This window comes from Streptomyces sp. NPDC050315 (assembly GCF_040655775.1).
In the GTDB taxonomy this organism is placed as follows: Bacteria; Actinomycetota; Actinomycetes; order Streptomycetales; family Streptomycetaceae; genus Streptomyces.
In genome coordinates, this window is record NZ_JBFAKN010000015.1 from 39,032 (window position 1) to 55,528 (window position 16,497).

Genomic DNA, 16,497 nt, shown 5'->3' on the forward strand with positions numbered 1-16,497 from the left:
CTGCTTACCTCCTGAGGACTAATTGATGCACGAAAAGATCGTGGGATTTACAGAATGAAGTGTGCAGAATTGAACATGTATAGTTCTGCACACGCTGAGCGGAGAGCGCAAGGAATCAGGAACGAGGAAGAGATGGACCTGCCCAGTCCAATGGAAAGGGCGGAATCAAAGCCGCCTGAAACGAATGTGACGCTGAGCCCCGTACCGCAGCCCGCCGATCGTAGGGAAAAATGCGGTGACGATGAAGACGTCGAACGCAAACTGCTCGCCTATCGGGAGCACATGCGCTCGCGGGACGAATTGATCGGACTAGCCAAGAAGGTGGGATTGACCGAGGTTCGCATCGCTGAGTTGAGCGGTCATTCTCGCAACACGGTCAGAAACATCATCAAGCAGATCCCTGATGGTCAGGGTGACAAGCCGTAGTACACACCGCGCCAGACACACCGTTCAGAACAGAGAGGTAACGCCGATGCCCGGAACCGATCTGCCGCCGCCACAGGACCCGATGACGTCGGCGGCCCTGCTCCACCGGTGGCCGACTGCGAGCGAGAAGGTCGAGCTCATCCACGGCGTCATGGTCTTCACCGGACGATTCGACGAACGCGATCTGAATATCGCCCGCCGTACAGACCCGGGACGTAACTGCCTGCTCAAGGCCGACGGCGGGATGGAGATCCACCCGAAGGGGCCGAGCGAGCCGGCACCGCTGCTTTAGCCACGGGCTTTCACGGCGGCTTGGCCTTGCCTTGCTGGCCTTTCCGTCGACGCTGACGCTTGCCCATAGGTCCCTCCTGATGGGGCGCCAGGCTAACGCGGGGCACCGACACTCCTGGCGCCTTCAGCAGCCCGCTACCAGCACACGCTGCCCTTGCGAGGGGAGGGTGAGTAGCGGTCCTTGGCGACCAGGATGTCGACGTTGTGCGGGCCGGTGCGCTTGAGCAGCAGGAGGGTGTCGGCGTCGTATTCCAGCTCGGCGGCGAGCCCCAGGGCCGAGATTTTCAACGGGTCCATGCCGTTGTCGGTGCCGGCTGCCAGGTGTGCCATGACCACGAGCGTGGTGGGGGCGGGTCGGCGCATGGCCAGCCGTTTCAGGTCGCGGACGATGTCTGCGGCCTGCTCCGGGTGGTGGATGGGGCCCTCATCGGCGGCTGTCTGGATCACTCCAAAGTGGTCAACGACCACGAGCTCGAACGGATGAGGGGTCGCGGCGTCCAGGAGTGCCGCCAGAGCTTCGGGGTGCGGGACCTGGCGGTGGATGTCCAGGTTGGGGACGGGGCTGCGCGGCGACAGGTCAGGTGCGCACAGGAGGGTGCGTCGGCCTTGAGCTGCGGTGTGCAGGGCGAGGTCGTAGCCGGCTTCCGCCTCCCGACTGCCGCGCACAGCGCCGATACCGATGAGGTGCCCGGGGCGCAGGTGCAGGTAGTCATCCAGTTCGGGCCACGGCGCGCGGATACCGGCCTCTATTTCGATCCAGTCCTGCTCGTCGTCGTGCTCCACGCCTGGCCCCCGTGATCGTGCTCGCAGCATCTTGGTGGACCATACGGTCGCACCTGCCGGTATGCAGCACCTATAGATACGAGTGCTTTTGGCGCGAAAACGTCGGCACGGCCACCCGGCGCGGCGTGACGGGCATCACAGAGCAACTTCCAAGATTCTTTGTCGATACCGCTGAACGCCGGGACCGAAGAGTAGGGAAGCTGACCACTACGTCGAAAGGACTCCACCGCCATGCCCGCCCCCTCCTTCTCCACCGCTCCCGACGGCCCACTCACGTACGTCGTCACGGTCCCAAGGCGCGGGGCGGCCCCCGAGCGGATACATGTGATGGGGACAGAGCATCAGGTCACGGAAGTACACAAAGCGTTCGTGGCCCGGGACGCCGTACTGCGTGGAGACGAGACGGTGGTCGACCAGTTCGCCTCGCGCGTGCTGACTCTGCCCACCGGACCGCGCTGGCGCGAGGCGATCTCCACCGCTCTCCTTGGCACTTGGGAGCGGGGCACCCTCCGTCGCTCGCTCTGCGCCTTCGGATCGGTCGCTGCGGTGAGGGAGGAGGCGCGGTTAATTCACCGTCAGCTGACGCCGTTGTGGCGGCGCAGAACGCGGCACGGGCGGGTGCTCCTGCTCGACATGCCGATCGGCGACGACGGGATGACGCTGTACGACCTGGCTGTCGGCAGTTCTGCTGTGGACGACCTCGTGCACGGCGTGCTGCCCGAGAACCCGCGGGTGGCCGCCGTCCTGGCGCAGCTCAGGCCGGAGGAACAGGTCGTTGCCCTGGCCCTCGCCCACCGGCTGGCATCCGGCTGGACAGAGGCCGCCGCCCTGACCGGCGCCGCCGACCCTGTCGCGCTGGGGGAACGCGTACGACGCAAGCTCCAGCGACGCGGCGCGCAGTACACCGACCGTGCCGCGGCCGCGGCCGCCACCCGGCGCGCAGCCGACCCCGACCAGGCGAACAGCTCCTGACGACGTCAGCTCTCCGGGCCCGAGCACGTACAAGGCCCCTTTCCGGGTGCCCGCAGATCCGGCCGGACGTAGCGGTGTTGCCGGCGGCACCGGTACGGGCAACGCCGCCCTCAGCGCGCTACGAGAGCAGGTCATCGCGTGCCAGGCACTCGGCTCGCTTGCCCCTGAATGCGCATCATTGCCGACCGAAGGAACCGAGCCACGATGTCTACCAGCACCGATTCCCCGCCCGCTGACGCCGAGTCCGAGGCCGTCCGGGATCTCAAGCGGTACCTGTTGTGGATGTTCCTCGCGTTGTTCCTGCTGGTCGTGGGGGCCGCGGTCTACCTGTGCTATCAGCATCCGCGGCTGGCGGAACCGCTCGGTGCCGGCGGCACGGTCGCCAGCGTGCTCCTGGCCAGCGCCGCCGTCGTCCGCCCCCGGCGATGACCTTGGTGCGGTGCTGCCTGCGCGGTTCAGCGTGTGGAACAGGCGGGGCAGGCGATAGCCTGGTCCGGGTCGTAGCGCCGGCGGCGGCATTCGCACCAGGGCCAGTCCAGGCAGGCGGGGCACTGGGTGTAGGGGGCGGCGACGGGGACGCCGCAGGTGCCGCCCTTGCCGGTGCATTCGGCGGTCGGCGGCCGGTAGGCCACTGCTTCGGCCACCGTACGCTCCACCGCCGGGGAGGATGCCTTCTCCTCCTCCCAGTCATCCGCAGCTTCGCGCGGGGTGGTCAGCAGGCGACCCCCGCGGCAGACGGTGCACGGCTGGTCGTCCTGGTCGGGGCGTTCCGGCGGTGCGAGGCGCCATCCGTCCTCGCACCGCCCGGAACACTGGGTGGGTGTCAGCAGCCAGAGGACGACGTCGTCGGCTCGGTACCCCTCCTGCTTCTCGTCAGCTTTACGTTGCAGCGGGCGGCCGGCCCAGCCGCCCCACCAGCGTCGCTCGATTCGGGCAGCGAGCCACCTGACGGTATGCCACTGCAGTTCGGACTGGACCATCTCGATGACGTCCGGGGAGATATTGCCGCCGCAGGCCCGGATGAGCTTGTCCGGCAGTGCCGCGAGCACCGCACGCACAGGGTTCGCGGCGGTCTCCGCTTCCTGGCAGTCCTCGCACTGATCCCAGTCCCAGGACCGTGCGTAGTAGGTACGCTTCCACTTCCGGTGCCGGTCCTTGCGGTCCTCCGGGGCGACGTGGGTGACCTTTTCGGCGGGGTCGGGCCGTTTCGGCAGGGGGGCGGAGCAGGTGCGGCACAGGCCCTGGCAGGCCCGGCAGCGGCCGCCCTTGGGTGTGGGCGCCTGGCAGGTTGGGCACTCCCGGCTGCACACCTTGCACAGGTGGTCCTCGGGGTGAGGCTGGGGCAGCACGCGGTGTTCGCCCTGGCAGCGGATGCAGCGGCGGGTGTCGGTGTCCTCCCGGTGGGTGGGAAGGATCGGCTGGCCCGGACACTGCTCACAGCAGATGATGGCCCGGTTGGTGGTATACGGGCTCAGCAGCATGCGGTGCTCCCGAAGTACTCCTCGATGGGCGGAGAGTTGGCCAGCCTAGCGGCTGACGAGCACCGGTCCAGCGGCTCCCGCGGGGACTCCGACACACAGCTGGGCCGGGGCTGCCGATGTCTCATGGCGCGATCGTGGTGTGGCGGTTGCGTACCTGCCTGCTCGGTCAGCTCGCCGCCTGATCACGAACTCGGTGGTCATCGGGCGTATGGACTTCCCAGAGAGGAATCTGTGCAGCGCGTGCGTACTGCAGATCGGCAGCGAGGCGACGGGCCGACGCCGGGTCGGGTGGGATGAGGGCGAGGACCATGTCGGCGCCCAAATCGATCATCTGCTGGTTGAGCCGCCCCCCAGCGGACCGGCAGAACGTCGTTCGGTCTGCCCGCTGCCCACGGTGTTCAGGATCGTTCGTAGGGCAATCGGGCCTGCAGGTGTCCCAGTCGGGGGCGTGGCCCTCGGCACTGAGCCCGGAGAACCGCGTCCAGCAGGCGACCTCGGTTCCAAGTCTGCCGTGAAGCGCGTGGACGCACACGAGGGAGGAGAACGGGCCGTACAGCTGGACGACGTCGTGCCAGGCCGTCTCCAAAGATGTGATCAGGAGCTCATGGTGCGGCCACTGTGGCGGCCCGAGCACCAGGATGCGAAGAGGTGAGGTCGCCGTGATGATCCCCGCTACGGCCAGTTCAGGGTAGGCGGCGTTCAGGCGGGCCGTCATCGCCTGACCGAGCAGCTTCAGCTGAGTGGACCAGGCAGGCGTCAGACATCGCACGTGCAGCTGCCTGTCGGCATCGAACTGGGTGGGTCGCACCCAGTAAGCCACGTCTTCGCCGACCACTTCACGCCACCAGGCGTCAAGCTCAGATGAGTCCATCACAGGTCCTCCGGCTATTGCCGTCTTCTAATCGCTGACCGCAGCTTGGCGGGTGCGCTGTATCGTCGCCGTCGATCCGCTTTGTTGAACACGCTCAGCGCGGGCCCGGCGCAGCGCTTTCGTGTGCGAGGCGGCAGCCGACCGGCGGTGCTCGGTCTGGAGGGAGGCGTCCGGGGCCGGCCCTGCCGGCAGGGCGGATTGGTCGTCGGCGAACGCGCGCTCGCGCTGTTGACGCAAGGCACGGTTCTGCCGCTCTACTGCGGCCGCGATGGCCGGATCGACGTGACGTTCTGGTCGGGCCTCCAGGCACGCGGCGAGTGCTTGGCGGAAGCCTTCGGAAGTGACCTGTCGGGACTCCGCTGGCGCTTCGGGGGCGGCGATGGCCGAAGCTGCCGGGACAGCTTCCCGCGTGCGGGGCGCGGTGACGGTCGCGCCGGTAGCCAGGACCCGGATGGCACGGACCGCTTGGGTGCCGGTCACCTGGTTCGCCGTGGCGGCGATGCGGGTGCTGATCAGCCGGAGCTGGGTGGCGTAGGCGGGTGAGTCGGGGCGCAGGTCCAGCTGGCCGGTCTCGGAGTGGAAGGCGACGGCCGTGACGTGGTGGACGAGCTGGGGGCTGAGGGCCGTGGCGATGTCCGGCCAGCGATCCAGCACACTTCCGCCAGCGGCCGGGAGTGTCCAGGCCCGCTCGGTCATCAGGCCCTGGAGCACGGCGGCGAACCCAGTCGGCTCGCGGCGGTCGTGCCGTACGACGGCGTCCGGGCGGCGGCCGCGGGGCGTCCGGGCCTCACTGGCACCGCGCTTCTTGGCGGCCTCGCGGGCTTGGTGCAACGCGACCCGGGCGAGGTCGACACCGGTCAGCTCCCGGTCCTCGACGGCTGTCTGCTCAAGGGGACTGGTGGTCTTGGTCATTTTGGCCTCCTACTGGTTTCCGTAGGTCATCAGCGAGCTGCGGGCGCCGCAGGCGAGCTGCTCGGCGCGGCGGACCAGGTCCACGCCGTAGAGGTGAGCGGCTGCCTCGCGGCCCATGGAGTCAACTGCCAGGTCGATCAGGTCCGTCACGCCCTGCAAGAGCTCGTCCCGCGCCCGGATGCGCATGTTCTTGACCTGCTGGTCAGTGAGCGCGGCATCGTCGCCCTGGTGATCCGTGCTGAGGGGCTGGTCCTGGCAGCGACCGGTGGCCACCTCGCGGACCTGGGCGAATGCGGCCTCGACCTCGCGCTGGACGGCGCGGCTGGCCGGGGCCTGCCAGTCGCCTTCGAACCGCTCGGCGCGTGCGCGGACCTGCTGGATGCGCTCTCGCCGGGCGGCTTCCTGGGCGCTGCGCCACTTCTCGACCGCTTCGGTGCGCTTGGCCGGGGTGTTGAGGGTGTTCTCGGCTCCGTCCAGCAGGACGGCGAGCAGGCCGGAGCCCCGGCGGACACGGGCCGCCTCGCCCCGCAGATGCAGCCAGCCCCGCACGTCGGTGACGGTCCAGCCGGCGTCGGCGACGTGCCGGGTCACCCAGGCGATCCGGGGGACCGCGCAGCCGCGCAGCCAGTCCAGTTCCTCGGTCAGCTCCCGGGCCAGCTGGAAGCGACGAGCGACCTTGTTCAGCTTCCGGCGACCGCCGGCGGTCTTCGGGGACGACTCTGGGGTGGATGACTTGCTGGCCCCGCTTGCGAGCTTGCTCTCAGGGGGGCAGGGAGTAACACCCGCAGCAGAAGACCCCTCAGCACCGCCCCCCATTGGGGTGCAACGCGCCCTGCCCAAAATGGGCCCCGTCGATGCTCCGGAAACCGTCTTCCGGGAGGTCTTCGAACGCCGCGTACGGACCTTCTTGCGGGCCTTCTTGCCCAGCCGAGCCATCAGCTCCCGGCCCGACTCCGCGATCCCGGTCACCCGCCGTTGCACGCCCTCGCCGACCGTACGGATCCCCAGCGCCTGGTCGAACTCGACCGGGATCATCCGCGCGAACTCCGAGGCCTGCGCCCGCTCACCGCGCACTCGGGTGCCCCGGGTGATGTACGCGAGCAGCCCGGTCTCCCGCAGTGCTGCAAGGTGGTACTCCACCGTCCGCTCGCTCAGGCCCGTACGGCGCATCAGGTAGTCGATGCCGGGAAAGCAGGGCGTCAGGTCCGTGAGCAGCTGCGCGACGCGCACCGTCGTCGTACTGAACGAGCGCAGCCCGCTGGAGCGGTGGCGGCGCGGTTGGTACAGCCCGGATCCGGCGACCCAGTGGACCGCCTGCATCCAGGAGTAGCCCTCCGGAGCGATCCGACCCGGCGACGACGACAACCACTGCTGCGCTGGCGGCACCCACAGCTCGGGCAGCACTTCCACCTCAGCGGCAGCGCCTTCGGGCGAGCGCGGAGTGGGAAGCAGTACGGCGGCTGGCGCCGCCGCGGCCCTCACTGGTCACCTCGCGCGAGAGCAAGGGCGGCCAGCGTCGGAGCGATGTCGGATACGGACGTCGTCGGCACAGGGCAGGTGTATGTGCCGAAGCGGACACGTCCGGGCGGAGAGCTGGTGGAAGGCTCCTGGGGCATGCGGTGCATACCCTGAACAAGGGGTTCCGCCGCCGCGAATGTGACAGCAGGCAGCAGGAAGATCGCTAGCGGCCTCCGCGCCCGATACGGGACGCGGGTGGATGCCGGGTACATCAGTGGGTCTCCCCTGGGTAGGGGAGCCGAGAGCAGCGCTGTGACCAGCTGGCCACGGGGCCCTGCTGGGCAACGCGGTCAGTAGCACTTATTCTGGTAGTGGTGACCACGGAGGCCCTGCCAGGCCACCGGGTACACCCGGCGCGGTCACCGTGCTGCTCACGACTCGGGTTGCTTGGACGCTGTCGAGTCGATCGCTAAGAGGCGGTCCCGTCTGCCAGAACGGGACCGCCTCGCGCGTTTATGGCGGCATGCGGGGCGTCATGGCGTCTCTACCTGGTTTCCATGTGATGGGCGTGCTCAGCGATCTGCGGGTAGCGGGCGGCTAGGCCTCGCAACAACTCGGCGTACGCCTGCCGGTGAGGTGCTCGGGGCTCAACCTGGCCGGCCTCCCACCTCGCGACCGCGAGGCGCTTCACTCCAAGAGCCGTGGCTACCTGTTCCTGAGTCAGCCCATCAGCTCGACGAAGTGCCTTGCGTACGGGAGGCGGAGGGAGATCACCTGGACGGCTGAGCAGCGCGTGCACCGCCTCGATCAGCTCAGACACTAGAAACTCCCGATCATGAATTAACGTGCCCCGAAAGATACATGATTGATGGGTAGATGAACGACCGCTGGCGGCGTTTCGCTTCAGCTGGGACCAGTGCGCGGTTCACCTCGTCGCCTCGCCTGCGGGCTGTTGCAGCGCGGTGGCGTAATAGCCGGCGAGCACGGCTTCAGCACCCGAGCCCTGAGCGGTCGCGATCCGCTGATATCTCCCTGACCGCAAGTCCCCGGCGATTCGGATCCGGGGATGCTGCTTCTCAGGAGGGCAGTAACCGTCCTCGCCCTGCGAGAGCCCCTCCAAGGCGGCGGGCGTGTTTCCGAGATTGCCCACCACCGAAGTCGCCAAGTAGGACGTGTGATCACCGTTCCGGCCCGTCACGTCCAGGGTCCAGCCGTCTCCGTAGGCTGGCTGCCTCACAGCCACGTGGGAGACGGGCACCAGACGGACACGGTCATCCCCTGATACCTCGGCGACCTTGTAGTCATCCGCCGACGGGTAGAGGACATGCAGCGTCGCCGACGCCTTCGAATGGGCGCGCAGCCATGTGCCAAGTGGCCTGTCGCCGCCCAGTACGTACGTCCGACCGGAGAGATCAGCCGGGGCAGTACGCCACAGTGGAGGCGCAGAGAGCTGAGGCGGAGCGCTGACCCAGCTAGCGCGGGAGGGCGTCAGCGCGGCTACGCCAGTGGCGACGACGATCGTGCGCGCGGTAAGGACTCGTTCGTCTTCGAGGACGAGCTCCGCTCGGTCGTCATAGCCGCGGACTCCCACCGCGCGAGCCCGAACCACGGAGCACCGGCCGTCGCGCTGGAGGCGTACCAGGTCCGAGGCGAGCGCCTCGGCGAGCTGCGGGCCGGACGACCAGTTCCCGGAGACGTTGTTCAGCGCGCCGATGGTGCGCAACTTGCTTCCCACCGAGTCCGCCTCGACGACTACGGTTCGCAGGTTGAGGCTGTCTGCCATCACCGCAGCCGCTGTCCCAGCGGGGCCGGCCCCGACGACCAGGACGTCGGCTTCATGCGGCGTTGCACTCATGCGCGCGCTCCCTGCGTGATGTGGGACAGGAGGACTTCACTGGTCACCAGCTGATTGGTGCCGAGGTTCCGTGCCGCAAGGAGTAGAGCAGCGTCGTGGTATTCAGGGCCGCCAGTCGAGGCGCAAGCATCGGTCACGATCCACGGGCGGTAGCCCTTCTGGTACGCGGCCATGGCGGAGTCGTAGACGCACGCGTCCGTGTCGATGCCGCACAACACCAGGTCGCTCCAGCCGGCCTCACGAATGAGGCGCTCGCCCTCCGTTGTGAAGGCCGATGCCTGTGCCTTATCGATGACCCCGGCCGCGTCGTCGAGATACGGGGTAAGGGCGGGAACGAGCGCCTGCTCTTCCGGGGTACGCAGCTTGGTCCAGCCCGTGATCTTCTCGTACGGAGAGCCCGGCTCGTTGTGAAAGCGGGTCATCACCACAGGCGCTCCAGCCGCACGCCAGCCCTCAACCAGCCGCACGACCGCGGGGAGAACGCCGCGGCTGTGCCGGTTGACAAAGCCTTGCTGAACGTCGATGACCAGCAGCGCTGTCGTTCGGGGGTCCACACGATCCGCCTTCCAAAGAGCCGTCACGGGTTGCTGTCTCGCAGGGCCTCCTGTGCGGCGCGCAGCCGGTCAGGAAGCTCGCTGGTGGCCAGGATCGCCTCGCGCATGACGCGGTGCTGGGCGGTCTCAGTTGGCCGGGCAGTGGTCAGCCGGAAATAGGCGCTGCGCAGGAAACGCCAGCCGAGCGACGCCGGCATCACGGGGTCCTGCCCGCCCTCGATCGTGTGCAGGATGTGCGACGAGAGGGCCCACAGTGCCTGAGCATCGAGCTCCAGCGCGACGACTTGGCTCATGGTCAGAGCACGTTCGTCTGCCTGAGGGTGGTAGGCCACGCCGGACCAGCCAGCCACGCCACGAGAGACACCGCCACCAAACGAGACGGCCTCCGGGTGTGACCAGCCATCGCGGAATTTCGCATCTTCCACACCAGGGCCGAGCGGCACAACGTTCGCCGGATCCTGTCGGTTGACGAGGACCGACGGCGTAGTCAGCAGTTGGAGAGCGGTGTCCAAGCTGACGCCGGACCATGAGTTGTCGCGGAGCTCGTACGCCGACAACACGTACTGCGGAACGAGGGATGACTCGGCAAGGCTGTGGTCACCAGCGTGCTGCTGAAGAAGGCCCTTCATGCGTTCGCCGGCCCAGACCGACTCCTTGGCGTACGTGCGGTAGCGCCAGACCGCCAGCTCCGTCAGTGAGGCAAAGCGCTGGTGTTCTTCGAGATGCACCACGGCGACACCGCATGCATACACGTGAACCGTTGATGATTGGGCGGAGGGATGGCTGACCGAGAGCACACGCTGCTCTAGGCCGCCGGGCCCGGGCGGAGTCGGCGCGCCAACGGCATACAGCCGGGCGCTGTGCTCGCCGAGGTAGACCGGCAGGAATTTGTGCGAGACGGCAGTGAACGGGGCCGGACGGGCCGTTGCGTTCGTAGCCGACGGGACCGGTTCACCGCGCAGAGCGGCCAGGCGCAGGCGGAACGCCTCCTGTTCCCCTGGCGTGCACTGGCCGAGCGCGGTGTCCAAGATTTGTGCCATGCCGGGGCGGCACACACTGGTCTTGTTCCTCTGCCAGTTCGAGACCGTCCTAGGGCTGATACCGAGGCGGCCGGCGAACTCGCGTACAGAAGCACGCATTACCGATCGCAACAGCAGCGCCTCTTCACCTGTCCACTGCTCCACAGCGATCACTACACACCCCCTTGATGGTCAACTACCAGGCGACAAGGGCCCTATTGCCACGCTGTTTCCACACCACTGCCACGCCGGGGCATCTCGCTCGAAGCTCGATCTCCCGAAGCTAGAGAGCGTTGATCCACTACCAGGAACCCGGCTGGAGAACGCCATGCTGAACGTCGCACGACTGCAAGATCGAGCACGGTTGTATGGCGTGTCCTCTCGGCCGTGGGGCGACGCATCAGTGGTCCTCTCCTCCACCGCTTCGGTCTCGTTCGATGCGTTCCAGACGTGCAGTCAGGTCCGCTACTTGGTCTTCCAGCCGCTTGATGGCTTGAGTGGTTGGATCGGCAACGGCATTGATGGCCGATTCGCGGACGAAACTTCCGCGCCCCTGGTGGGAGTAGATGATTCCGCCCGTCCGGAGTTCCGTGAGGGCGCGCTGCACGGTGCCCGGTGCGACCTCGTATCGGGCAGCCAGCTCGCGAGTGCTAGGCAGCTTGTCGTTGCCCTTCAATCGGCCGAGCCGGATCTGGTCGCGCACGTCTTGCGCAATGCGCTGGTAGGGCTGCATGGCCTCGTCCGTCATGAGCCACATCGTAGAGCCACTTCACTCGGATAGATAGGTTGCCCAGCTTGGTTGACACGGTGGCTACTGTATCAGCTAAGCTATCAATGTCGGCTATGCGAGATGTCGACTAACGCACTACCGCAGTAGTCGTCCGCCCTTCATGGGGCGGCTGGGGTTGAGAGCTTCATCAAACTCCCCCGGAGCCTGACGGCCGCGACGACTGTGTGCACGTCGCAGCGCTGTGCGCTGTCTGTCCTGCGGGACGCCGGCCTTGTGCCGTGCGGCCCGGAGGGCGGAGAGAGCATCGCGACCCGCGCCTCCGCCACTCCATCCGTGAGGAGTCCAGATGTCTGCTTCAACCCTTGAGCGCACCGCCCGCCCCCGCCGGAGCCGGACCCGCTCGCGCAACGTCAACCCCCGCCCGGCACTTGCCGTTTCCACCCTCAAGCCTCACCAGTACGACCTGCGTCCGGCATGCGCGTCGCTGATCTGTCCCGACTGCAAGACGTGGGTGCCGATCACCGGCATCCAGGCCAAGAAGCCCAAGCTCGTGCCGCACGACACCGGCCGTGCGGGCAAGGACGCGGCCATCCGCTGCCAGGGCAGCAACCGCCTGGTCACGGTCAACGTCACGGTCAAGAAGTGGCAGGAGCGCCTGGAGGACGGCGGTGCCGAGACCGCCAGCCGCCGTCGGACCACCGTGCTGCGTAAGCCGAAGGTGCAGGCCGCTCCGGCCGTCAGCCAGATCGCCGCTCGGAAGCAGGCGCTGGTGAAAGAGCCGGGCGACGGCCGACCCCTGTGGCTGCTGCGCGAGATGAAGTGGGCGTCGACCGAGTCGGCGGTCCGTGACGCCGACACCCGCCGCGCGCAGCTGCCCGAGGGTGACGCGCCGCTGGGTGCCCCGCCGGTGCCGCTCAAGACGCTGCGCCCCGAGCGCCACGCGAGCTGATCCGCACGCTGAGACGAACGACCACGGCCCCGGCCGCCCCGCATCAAAGGGGGCGGCCGGGGCCGTGGCTGCTCGTCCGAGCAGTCAAAGGCGACAGCCCCGGAAGGTGAGAGCTCCAGGGCTGTCCACACCAGGACCTTATGGGAGGGCCTGATGCGAACTGCCAGCATCGCACGACTGATCAACGTGACCGACTCCGACCCGGACATGGATGAGGCCTTGCGCCGCGTCCGGCAGGGGCGGTGATTGGCATGACAGACGCCGAGCGCGAGGCACTGGAAGAGAAGGTCCGTAAGGCGAACGAGCAGTCAAACGGAAGCGACTACGGCAAGAACGGCTGACCTTGTACCTTCCGCCCGACATACGGCAGGTCCGCGTCGCTCAGCAAGCGGCGGCGCGGGCCGCCGTTCGTTACGGCCTGTCTCATCCCTGGACGCGCGCACTGTTGGCCGTTGCCGCCCTCGCAGCCGCCGCGGCCTTGGAGGCCGGCCATCACGTACGCGACATCCACCACCGCGGTTAAGCCGCAAACACGCATACAGCCCCAGGGCGGCATCCCTGGGGCTGTGTCGTACACCGGACCTTCTGGGAGGCCCTCATGCGCACCATCGTACGCACCGCCCACGCTCCCTCCTCCGACCTGCCGACCAACACCAACTGGAGGGCCCGCGCGGTCTGTAAGGAAGAGGACCCCGAGTTGTTCTTTCCCATCGGCAACACCGGCCCCGCCCTCCTGCAGATCGAGGAAGCCAAGGCCGTCTGCCGCCGCTGCCCGGTAATGGCGACCTGCCTGCAGTGGGCGCTGGAGACCGGCACGGACGACGGCGTCTTCGGCGGCCTGTCCGAGGACGAGCGCCGCGCGATGAAGCGCCGCGTCGCCCGCCGGCGGGCCCGCGAGGCGGGGGCGACGGCATGACCAACAAGGACCACGACTTCGGCCGCCGGTCCCGCGGCTGAGACCTTCCGCCCCGCTGCGTGGGCGGCAGGCGAACACGTCTCCCGCCCCACGCTCCTTTCTCAGGCCGGCCGCCCGCCACACGGGCTGCCGGCCTTTCGCCCCCTTCAGCCCGGGAAGGCCCCAGGGCTACGTCCTCAATGAGGAGGAACGGATGACCCCCGCCCAGTTCCGATCCGAGCACGGCGACTGCACGACCTGGAGCGCTGCCACCTTCAACCGCTACGAGCAGCTGCTCGAAGCCGCGCACCCGGACATCACCAGCGCGGCCCGCGTCGGTCTGGTCGTCGTCGGCCGGCACGCCGAAGGCGGCCGCGTCGCCGTCGACCTGGCCCTCCCCGGCACCCTCCGCGCACCGGGTACCGACGCGCTGGCCTGACGGCTGCCTGATCCGCCCGCACCGACCGCCGAACGCCGGCGGCCGTGACGGGCGGTGAAGGGGAGCTGGACAGTCCAGACCCACCGGCCCCGCCGGTGTACGCGATGCGAGGAGACCACGTGACCCAGCAGCCGCAGATGCAGGCCACTCGGCCGCAGACCACCTACACCAAGGGCGACCTTGTCCTGTTCCGCGATGCCGAAAGGTTCTGGCTCGGCAAGCCCGGCCACACCTTCGTCGGCCGCGTGGAACGGTCCTGGCGGCACGCCACACCGGCAAGGTCCTCTACGACCTGACCGAGCTAAGCGACAACCGGGCCCGTGCCGGGATCAACCCCGACTACATGCGGCTGCTCCCGCCGGCCGACGCGATGCGCGACATTGACGCCGCGCCGCTCAGCGAGCCGGACACCGGGGCGATGACTCCGGCCGCCGTCGCCTGGCTGCGCCAGCACCTCGTACAGGCCACCGCCGCGCTGCCCGACCAGCGCTGACCACCTGCTCCACGCAGACGGCCCTCCGAGCCCCCGGCATTAGCGCTGCCGGGGCCTCGGAGGGCCTGGTCACGACCCTACCGACCGACGCCGACCCGCGGTGACCTCTTGCACGAGGCGCCGGAAAGAGAGGACACCCCCGTGGCCAAGACCACCACCCGGCGCAGGCGCAAGCCCGCCCCGGCCCCAAAGCCTCGAGGCGCCGGGCGTGCCAAGGCGCAGGAGCTGCCGGCCGCCATCCCCGCCCAGGCCGCCGCTGTCGAGGAGACCGTGCCGCTGGTGTTCGAGGAGGCCGACCCGGTCCTGGCCGACGCCGCCGACCGCGCCGCCGACCTCCGGGACTTGGCTACCGACGATGCCGCGCGCATCCTCGCCGACAGCGAGGCCCGCGCCGCCGAACTGCTGGACGGCGCCCGCACCGAGGCGGCCTCGATCACCGAGGCGGCCACGACCGAGCAGGCCCGCGTCCTGGCCGACGCGGCCGCCGACGCCGACCGGATCCGCACGCAGGCCGCGACCACCGCGGCTGCCGACGCCGACCAGGTCCTGACCGACGCCGACGCGAAGGCCAAGCAGATGCTCGCCGACGCCCGCGCGGAGGCCGACACCGTCACGACGACGGCGACCGAGGAGGCCGACCAGGTCCTCGCGGATGCCAGGGCGGCTGCCAAGCAGCTGCTCGCCGACGCGCGCCGCCAGGCGCAGGAGGTCACCACCACGGCGGCCGCGCAGGCCGACAAGGTGCAGGTGGAGGCCACACAGACCGCCGCGCAGGTCATCGCCGATGCGGAAACGAAGCGCACCGAGCTGCTCGCAGCGGCGGAGCGCACCGCGGCTGAGACCCGCAGCCGCGCCACCACCGACGCCGACCAGCTCCTGGAGCGGGCGCGAGGCGAGGCCGACCGGATGCGCGAGAGCGCGGACGGCCAGGCCGCGCAGGCCCGCGCCGAGGCTGAACGGGTCCTGGAGGCGGCGACGCAGCGCACCGTGCAGCGGGCCCGTCGCCGGGAGATCCGGGCCGAGTCCCGCGCCGCGCGGCGCAAGGCCCGCAATGACGCCCGGCCCGCCGGCGGGGTGCCGCTGCTGTCCGGGCAGGAGCTGGTGCTGGTCGTCGCGATCGTCCTGGCGGCCGCGGTTGTCTCCACCCTCGGGCTGCTCTCCTCCTACACCGCGCTGGAGACCAAGGCTGCAGGGTGGGGCTGGGACTGGCCGTGGCTGCTGCCGGTCGGCATCGATGTCGCCATCCCGGCGTTCACCGGCGCCAACCTGGTCCTGATTCGGATGGGTATGGAGCTGCGCTGGATCCGCTGGGTGCCCCGGGCGCTGACGGCGGTGACCGTGTACCTGAATTGGAACGCGGCGCACTCCACCTCTGGTCGCCTCGGGCACGCCGCCCTCACGCTGCTGTGGGTGATCTTCTCGGAGATCGCCTCCCACGTGTACGCCACGCGGATCGGCGCGGTCACCGGCAAGAGGCGGATGGAGACGGTGCGGCGCTCGCGCTGGATCCTCGCCCCGCTCCCCACCGCCCGGCTGCGCCGCCGGATGATCCTGTGGGAGATCACCTCTTACGAGGAGGCGCTCACCCGGCTCCAGGAGCAGACGTACCTGCGGGCGCGGCTGCGCGAGAAGTACGGCTGGATGGCGTGGCGGTGGAAGGCCCCGCTCGACATGCGGATGGCGCTCAAGCTCAACACCGCGCCGGCCGCGCTCGCCGACACGCTCACCCCCGAGGACGCACACACCGTCGAGCGGATCGAGGAGAGCGGCGACGCTCACGACGCTCACCCGGAACCGAGCGCGCTCACCCCCGGGGACGCCGACGGTGAGCGTGAGCGTCCGGCGCTCACCACGGGCGCTCACCACGGTGAGCGCGACGCGGAGGGCGACGACGCTCACCGAGCGGACAGCCCCCGCACGCGCAGCGAGCGGGAGGCGCTCACCGAGCGTCGCCACGACCGCATCCGTCTCCTCTACACCGAGCTCGGGCGCCGCCCGCAGTGGACGGAGATCCGCGACGCGCTCACAAAGGCGGGCCTGTCCGAGGAGCCGGTCTCCCGCCCGACCGCGCAACGCCTGCGCGAGCAGGTAGAGGAGAGCGCCCCGGCGAGCGCCAAGGCGAGCGCGCCCGCGAACGCCTGAGCGCCTGCACCCCGCACAGCACCTGCCGCTCATGGTCGCCCCCGGTCCGCGCTCACGCTCGGAAGCGTGAGCGCGGACCGGTGACGGCCACGGTCGGCAGGCCAGTTCAACCGCACCCGCACCCGCGCCCCGAGCGCGGCGGGCCAGGCCCGCACCGAGCACCATCCCGGCCCCGCGCAACAGCCTCGGGGACCCACGATTCCCTCCCCCCCGAGACCTGGAGGTCT

20 protein-coding genes are annotated in these 16,497 nt (G+C 69.2%); 10 read left to right on the forward strand and 10 right to left on the reverse strand.

What is annotated here, in order from left to right; all coding sequences use genetic code 11:
• Window positions 1–132: 132 nt before the first annotated feature.
• Window positions 133–426: a hypothetical protein gene (locus AB0I82_RS35225; RefSeq protein ID WP_363261566.1), complete on the forward strand. Its 294-nt coding sequence runs from the start codon at window positions 133–135 to the stop codon at window positions 424–426.
• 46 nt (window positions 427–472) lie between these two features.
• Complete coding sequence (locus AB0I82_RS35230; RefSeq protein ID WP_363261567.1) at window positions 473–718, forward strand: hypothetical protein; 246 nt, start codon at window positions 473–475, stop codon at window positions 716–718.
• A gap of 134 nt (window positions 719–852) precedes the next feature.
• On the opposite strand, the gene AB0I82_RS35235 is transcribed toward AB0I82_RS35230, so the two are convergent.
• Window positions 853–1,500 (reverse strand): hypothetical protein, encoded by a 648-nt coding sequence (locus tag AB0I82_RS35235; RefSeq protein ID WP_363261568.1) that lies wholly within the window; start codon window positions 1,498–1,500, stop codon window positions 853–855.
• 327 nt (window positions 1,501–1,827) lie between these two features.
• Here AB0I82_RS35235 and AB0I82_RS35240 point away from each other — a divergent pair, with 327 nt between their 5' ends.
• Window positions 1,828–2,472: a hypothetical protein gene (locus AB0I82_RS35240; RefSeq protein WP_363261569.1), complete on the forward strand. Its 645-nt coding sequence runs from the start codon at window positions 1,828–1,830 to the stop codon at window positions 2,470–2,472.
• Window positions 2,473–2,676: 204 nt separating this feature from the next.
• The gene (locus tag AB0I82_RS35245) at window positions 2,677–2,901 is read left to right on the forward strand and encodes a hypothetical protein (protein ID WP_363261570.1); all 225 of its coding nucleotides are present in this window, start codon (window positions 2,677–2,679) and stop codon (window positions 2,899–2,901) included.
• Window positions 2,902–2,927: 26 nt separating this feature from the next.
• On the opposite strand, the gene AB0I82_RS35250 is transcribed toward AB0I82_RS35245, so the two are convergent.
• The 9 genes from AB0I82_RS35250 to AB0I82_RS35290 all read right to left on the reverse strand — a co-directional run bounded on the left by AB0I82_RS35250 (window position 2,928) and on the right by AB0I82_RS35290 (window position 11,370).
• Window positions 2,928–3,953 (reverse strand): hypothetical protein, encoded by a 1,026-nt coding sequence (locus AB0I82_RS35250; RefSeq protein ID WP_363261571.1) that lies wholly within the window; start codon window positions 3,951–3,953, stop codon window positions 2,928–2,930.
• Window positions 3,954–4,119: 166 nt separating this feature from the next.
• Window positions 4,120–4,824: a DUF721 domain-containing protein gene (locus AB0I82_RS35255; protein ID WP_363261572.1), complete on the reverse strand. Its 705-nt coding sequence runs from the start codon at window positions 4,822–4,824 to the stop codon at window positions 4,120–4,122.
• A gap of 27 nt (window positions 4,825–4,851) precedes the next feature.
• Window positions 4,852–5,736 (reverse strand): DciA family protein, encoded by an 885-nt coding sequence (locus AB0I82_RS35260; RefSeq protein ID WP_363261573.1) that lies wholly within the window; start codon window positions 5,734–5,736, stop codon window positions 4,852–4,854.
• Between the two features lie 9 nt (window positions 5,737–5,745).
• Entirely contained in the window at window positions 5,746–7,146 is a 1,401-nt protein-coding gene (locus tag AB0I82_RS35265; RefSeq protein ID WP_363261574.1) for a helix-turn-helix domain-containing protein, read from the reverse strand.
• A gap of 592 nt (window positions 7,147–7,738) precedes the next feature.
• A complete protein-coding gene (locus tag AB0I82_RS35270; protein WP_363261575.1) occupies window positions 7,739–8,014 on the reverse strand; it encodes a helix-turn-helix transcriptional regulator in 276 nt (91 codons plus the stop codon).
• Window positions 8,015–8,119: 105 nt separating this feature from the next.
• A complete protein-coding gene (locus AB0I82_RS35275) occupies window positions 8,120–9,049 on the reverse strand; it encodes an FAD-dependent oxidoreductase (RefSeq protein WP_363261576.1) in 930 nt (309 codons plus the stop codon).
• Window positions 9,046–9,630, reverse strand: coding sequence for an isochorismatase family cysteine hydrolase (locus tag AB0I82_RS35280; RefSeq protein ID WP_363261577.1), 585 nt, complete (start codon window positions 9,628–9,630; stop codon window positions 9,046–9,048). Before AB0I82_RS35280 ends, AB0I82_RS35275 begins: the two co-directional genes overlap by 4 nt.
• Complete coding sequence (locus AB0I82_RS35285; RefSeq protein WP_363261578.1) at window positions 9,627–10,796, reverse strand: helix-turn-helix transcriptional regulator; 1,170 nt, start codon at window positions 10,794–10,796, stop codon at window positions 9,627–9,629. Before AB0I82_RS35285 ends, AB0I82_RS35280 begins: the two co-directional genes overlap by 4 nt.
• A 226-nt stretch (window positions 10,797–11,022) precedes the next feature.
• Complete coding sequence (locus AB0I82_RS35290; RefSeq protein ID WP_363261579.1) at window positions 11,023–11,370, reverse strand: GntR family transcriptional regulator; 348 nt, start codon at window positions 11,368–11,370, stop codon at window positions 11,023–11,025.
• Between the two features lie 328 nt (window positions 11,371–11,698).
• Here AB0I82_RS35290 and AB0I82_RS35295 point away from each other — a divergent pair, with 328 nt between their 5' ends.
• From AB0I82_RS35295 to AB0I82_RS35320, 6 genes are all read left to right on the forward strand, one after another.
• Complete coding sequence (locus AB0I82_RS35295; RefSeq protein WP_363261580.1) at window positions 11,699–12,301, forward strand: hypothetical protein; 603 nt, start codon at window positions 11,699–11,701, stop codon at window positions 12,299–12,301.
• 598 nt (window positions 12,302–12,899) lie between these two features.
• Entirely contained in the window at window positions 12,900–13,217 is a 318-nt protein-coding gene (locus AB0I82_RS35300) for a WhiB family transcriptional regulator (protein ID WP_363261581.1), read from the forward strand.
• 193 nt (window positions 13,218–13,410) lie between these two features.
• Entirely contained in the window at window positions 13,411–13,635 is a 225-nt protein-coding gene (locus AB0I82_RS35305) for a hypothetical protein (RefSeq protein WP_363261582.1), read from the forward strand.
• A gap of 119 nt (window positions 13,636–13,754) precedes the next feature.
• Window positions 13,755–13,931, forward strand: coding sequence for a hypothetical protein (locus AB0I82_RS35310; protein WP_363261583.1), 177 nt, complete (start codon window positions 13,755–13,757; stop codon window positions 13,929–13,931).
• Window positions 13,932–13,978: 47 nt separating this feature from the next.
• Entirely contained in the window at window positions 13,979–14,128 is a 150-nt protein-coding gene (locus AB0I82_RS35315) for a hypothetical protein (RefSeq protein ID WP_363261584.1), read from the forward strand.
• Window positions 14,129–14,269: 141 nt separating this feature from the next.
• Window positions 14,270–16,270 carry a DUF2637 domain-containing protein gene (locus tag AB0I82_RS35320; protein WP_363261585.1) on the forward strand — a complete coding sequence of 667 codons (2,001 nt, stop codon included), beginning with the start codon at window positions 14,270–14,272 and terminating at the stop codon, window positions 16,268–16,270.
• The last annotated feature ends 227 nt before the right edge of the window (window positions 16,271–16,497 follow it).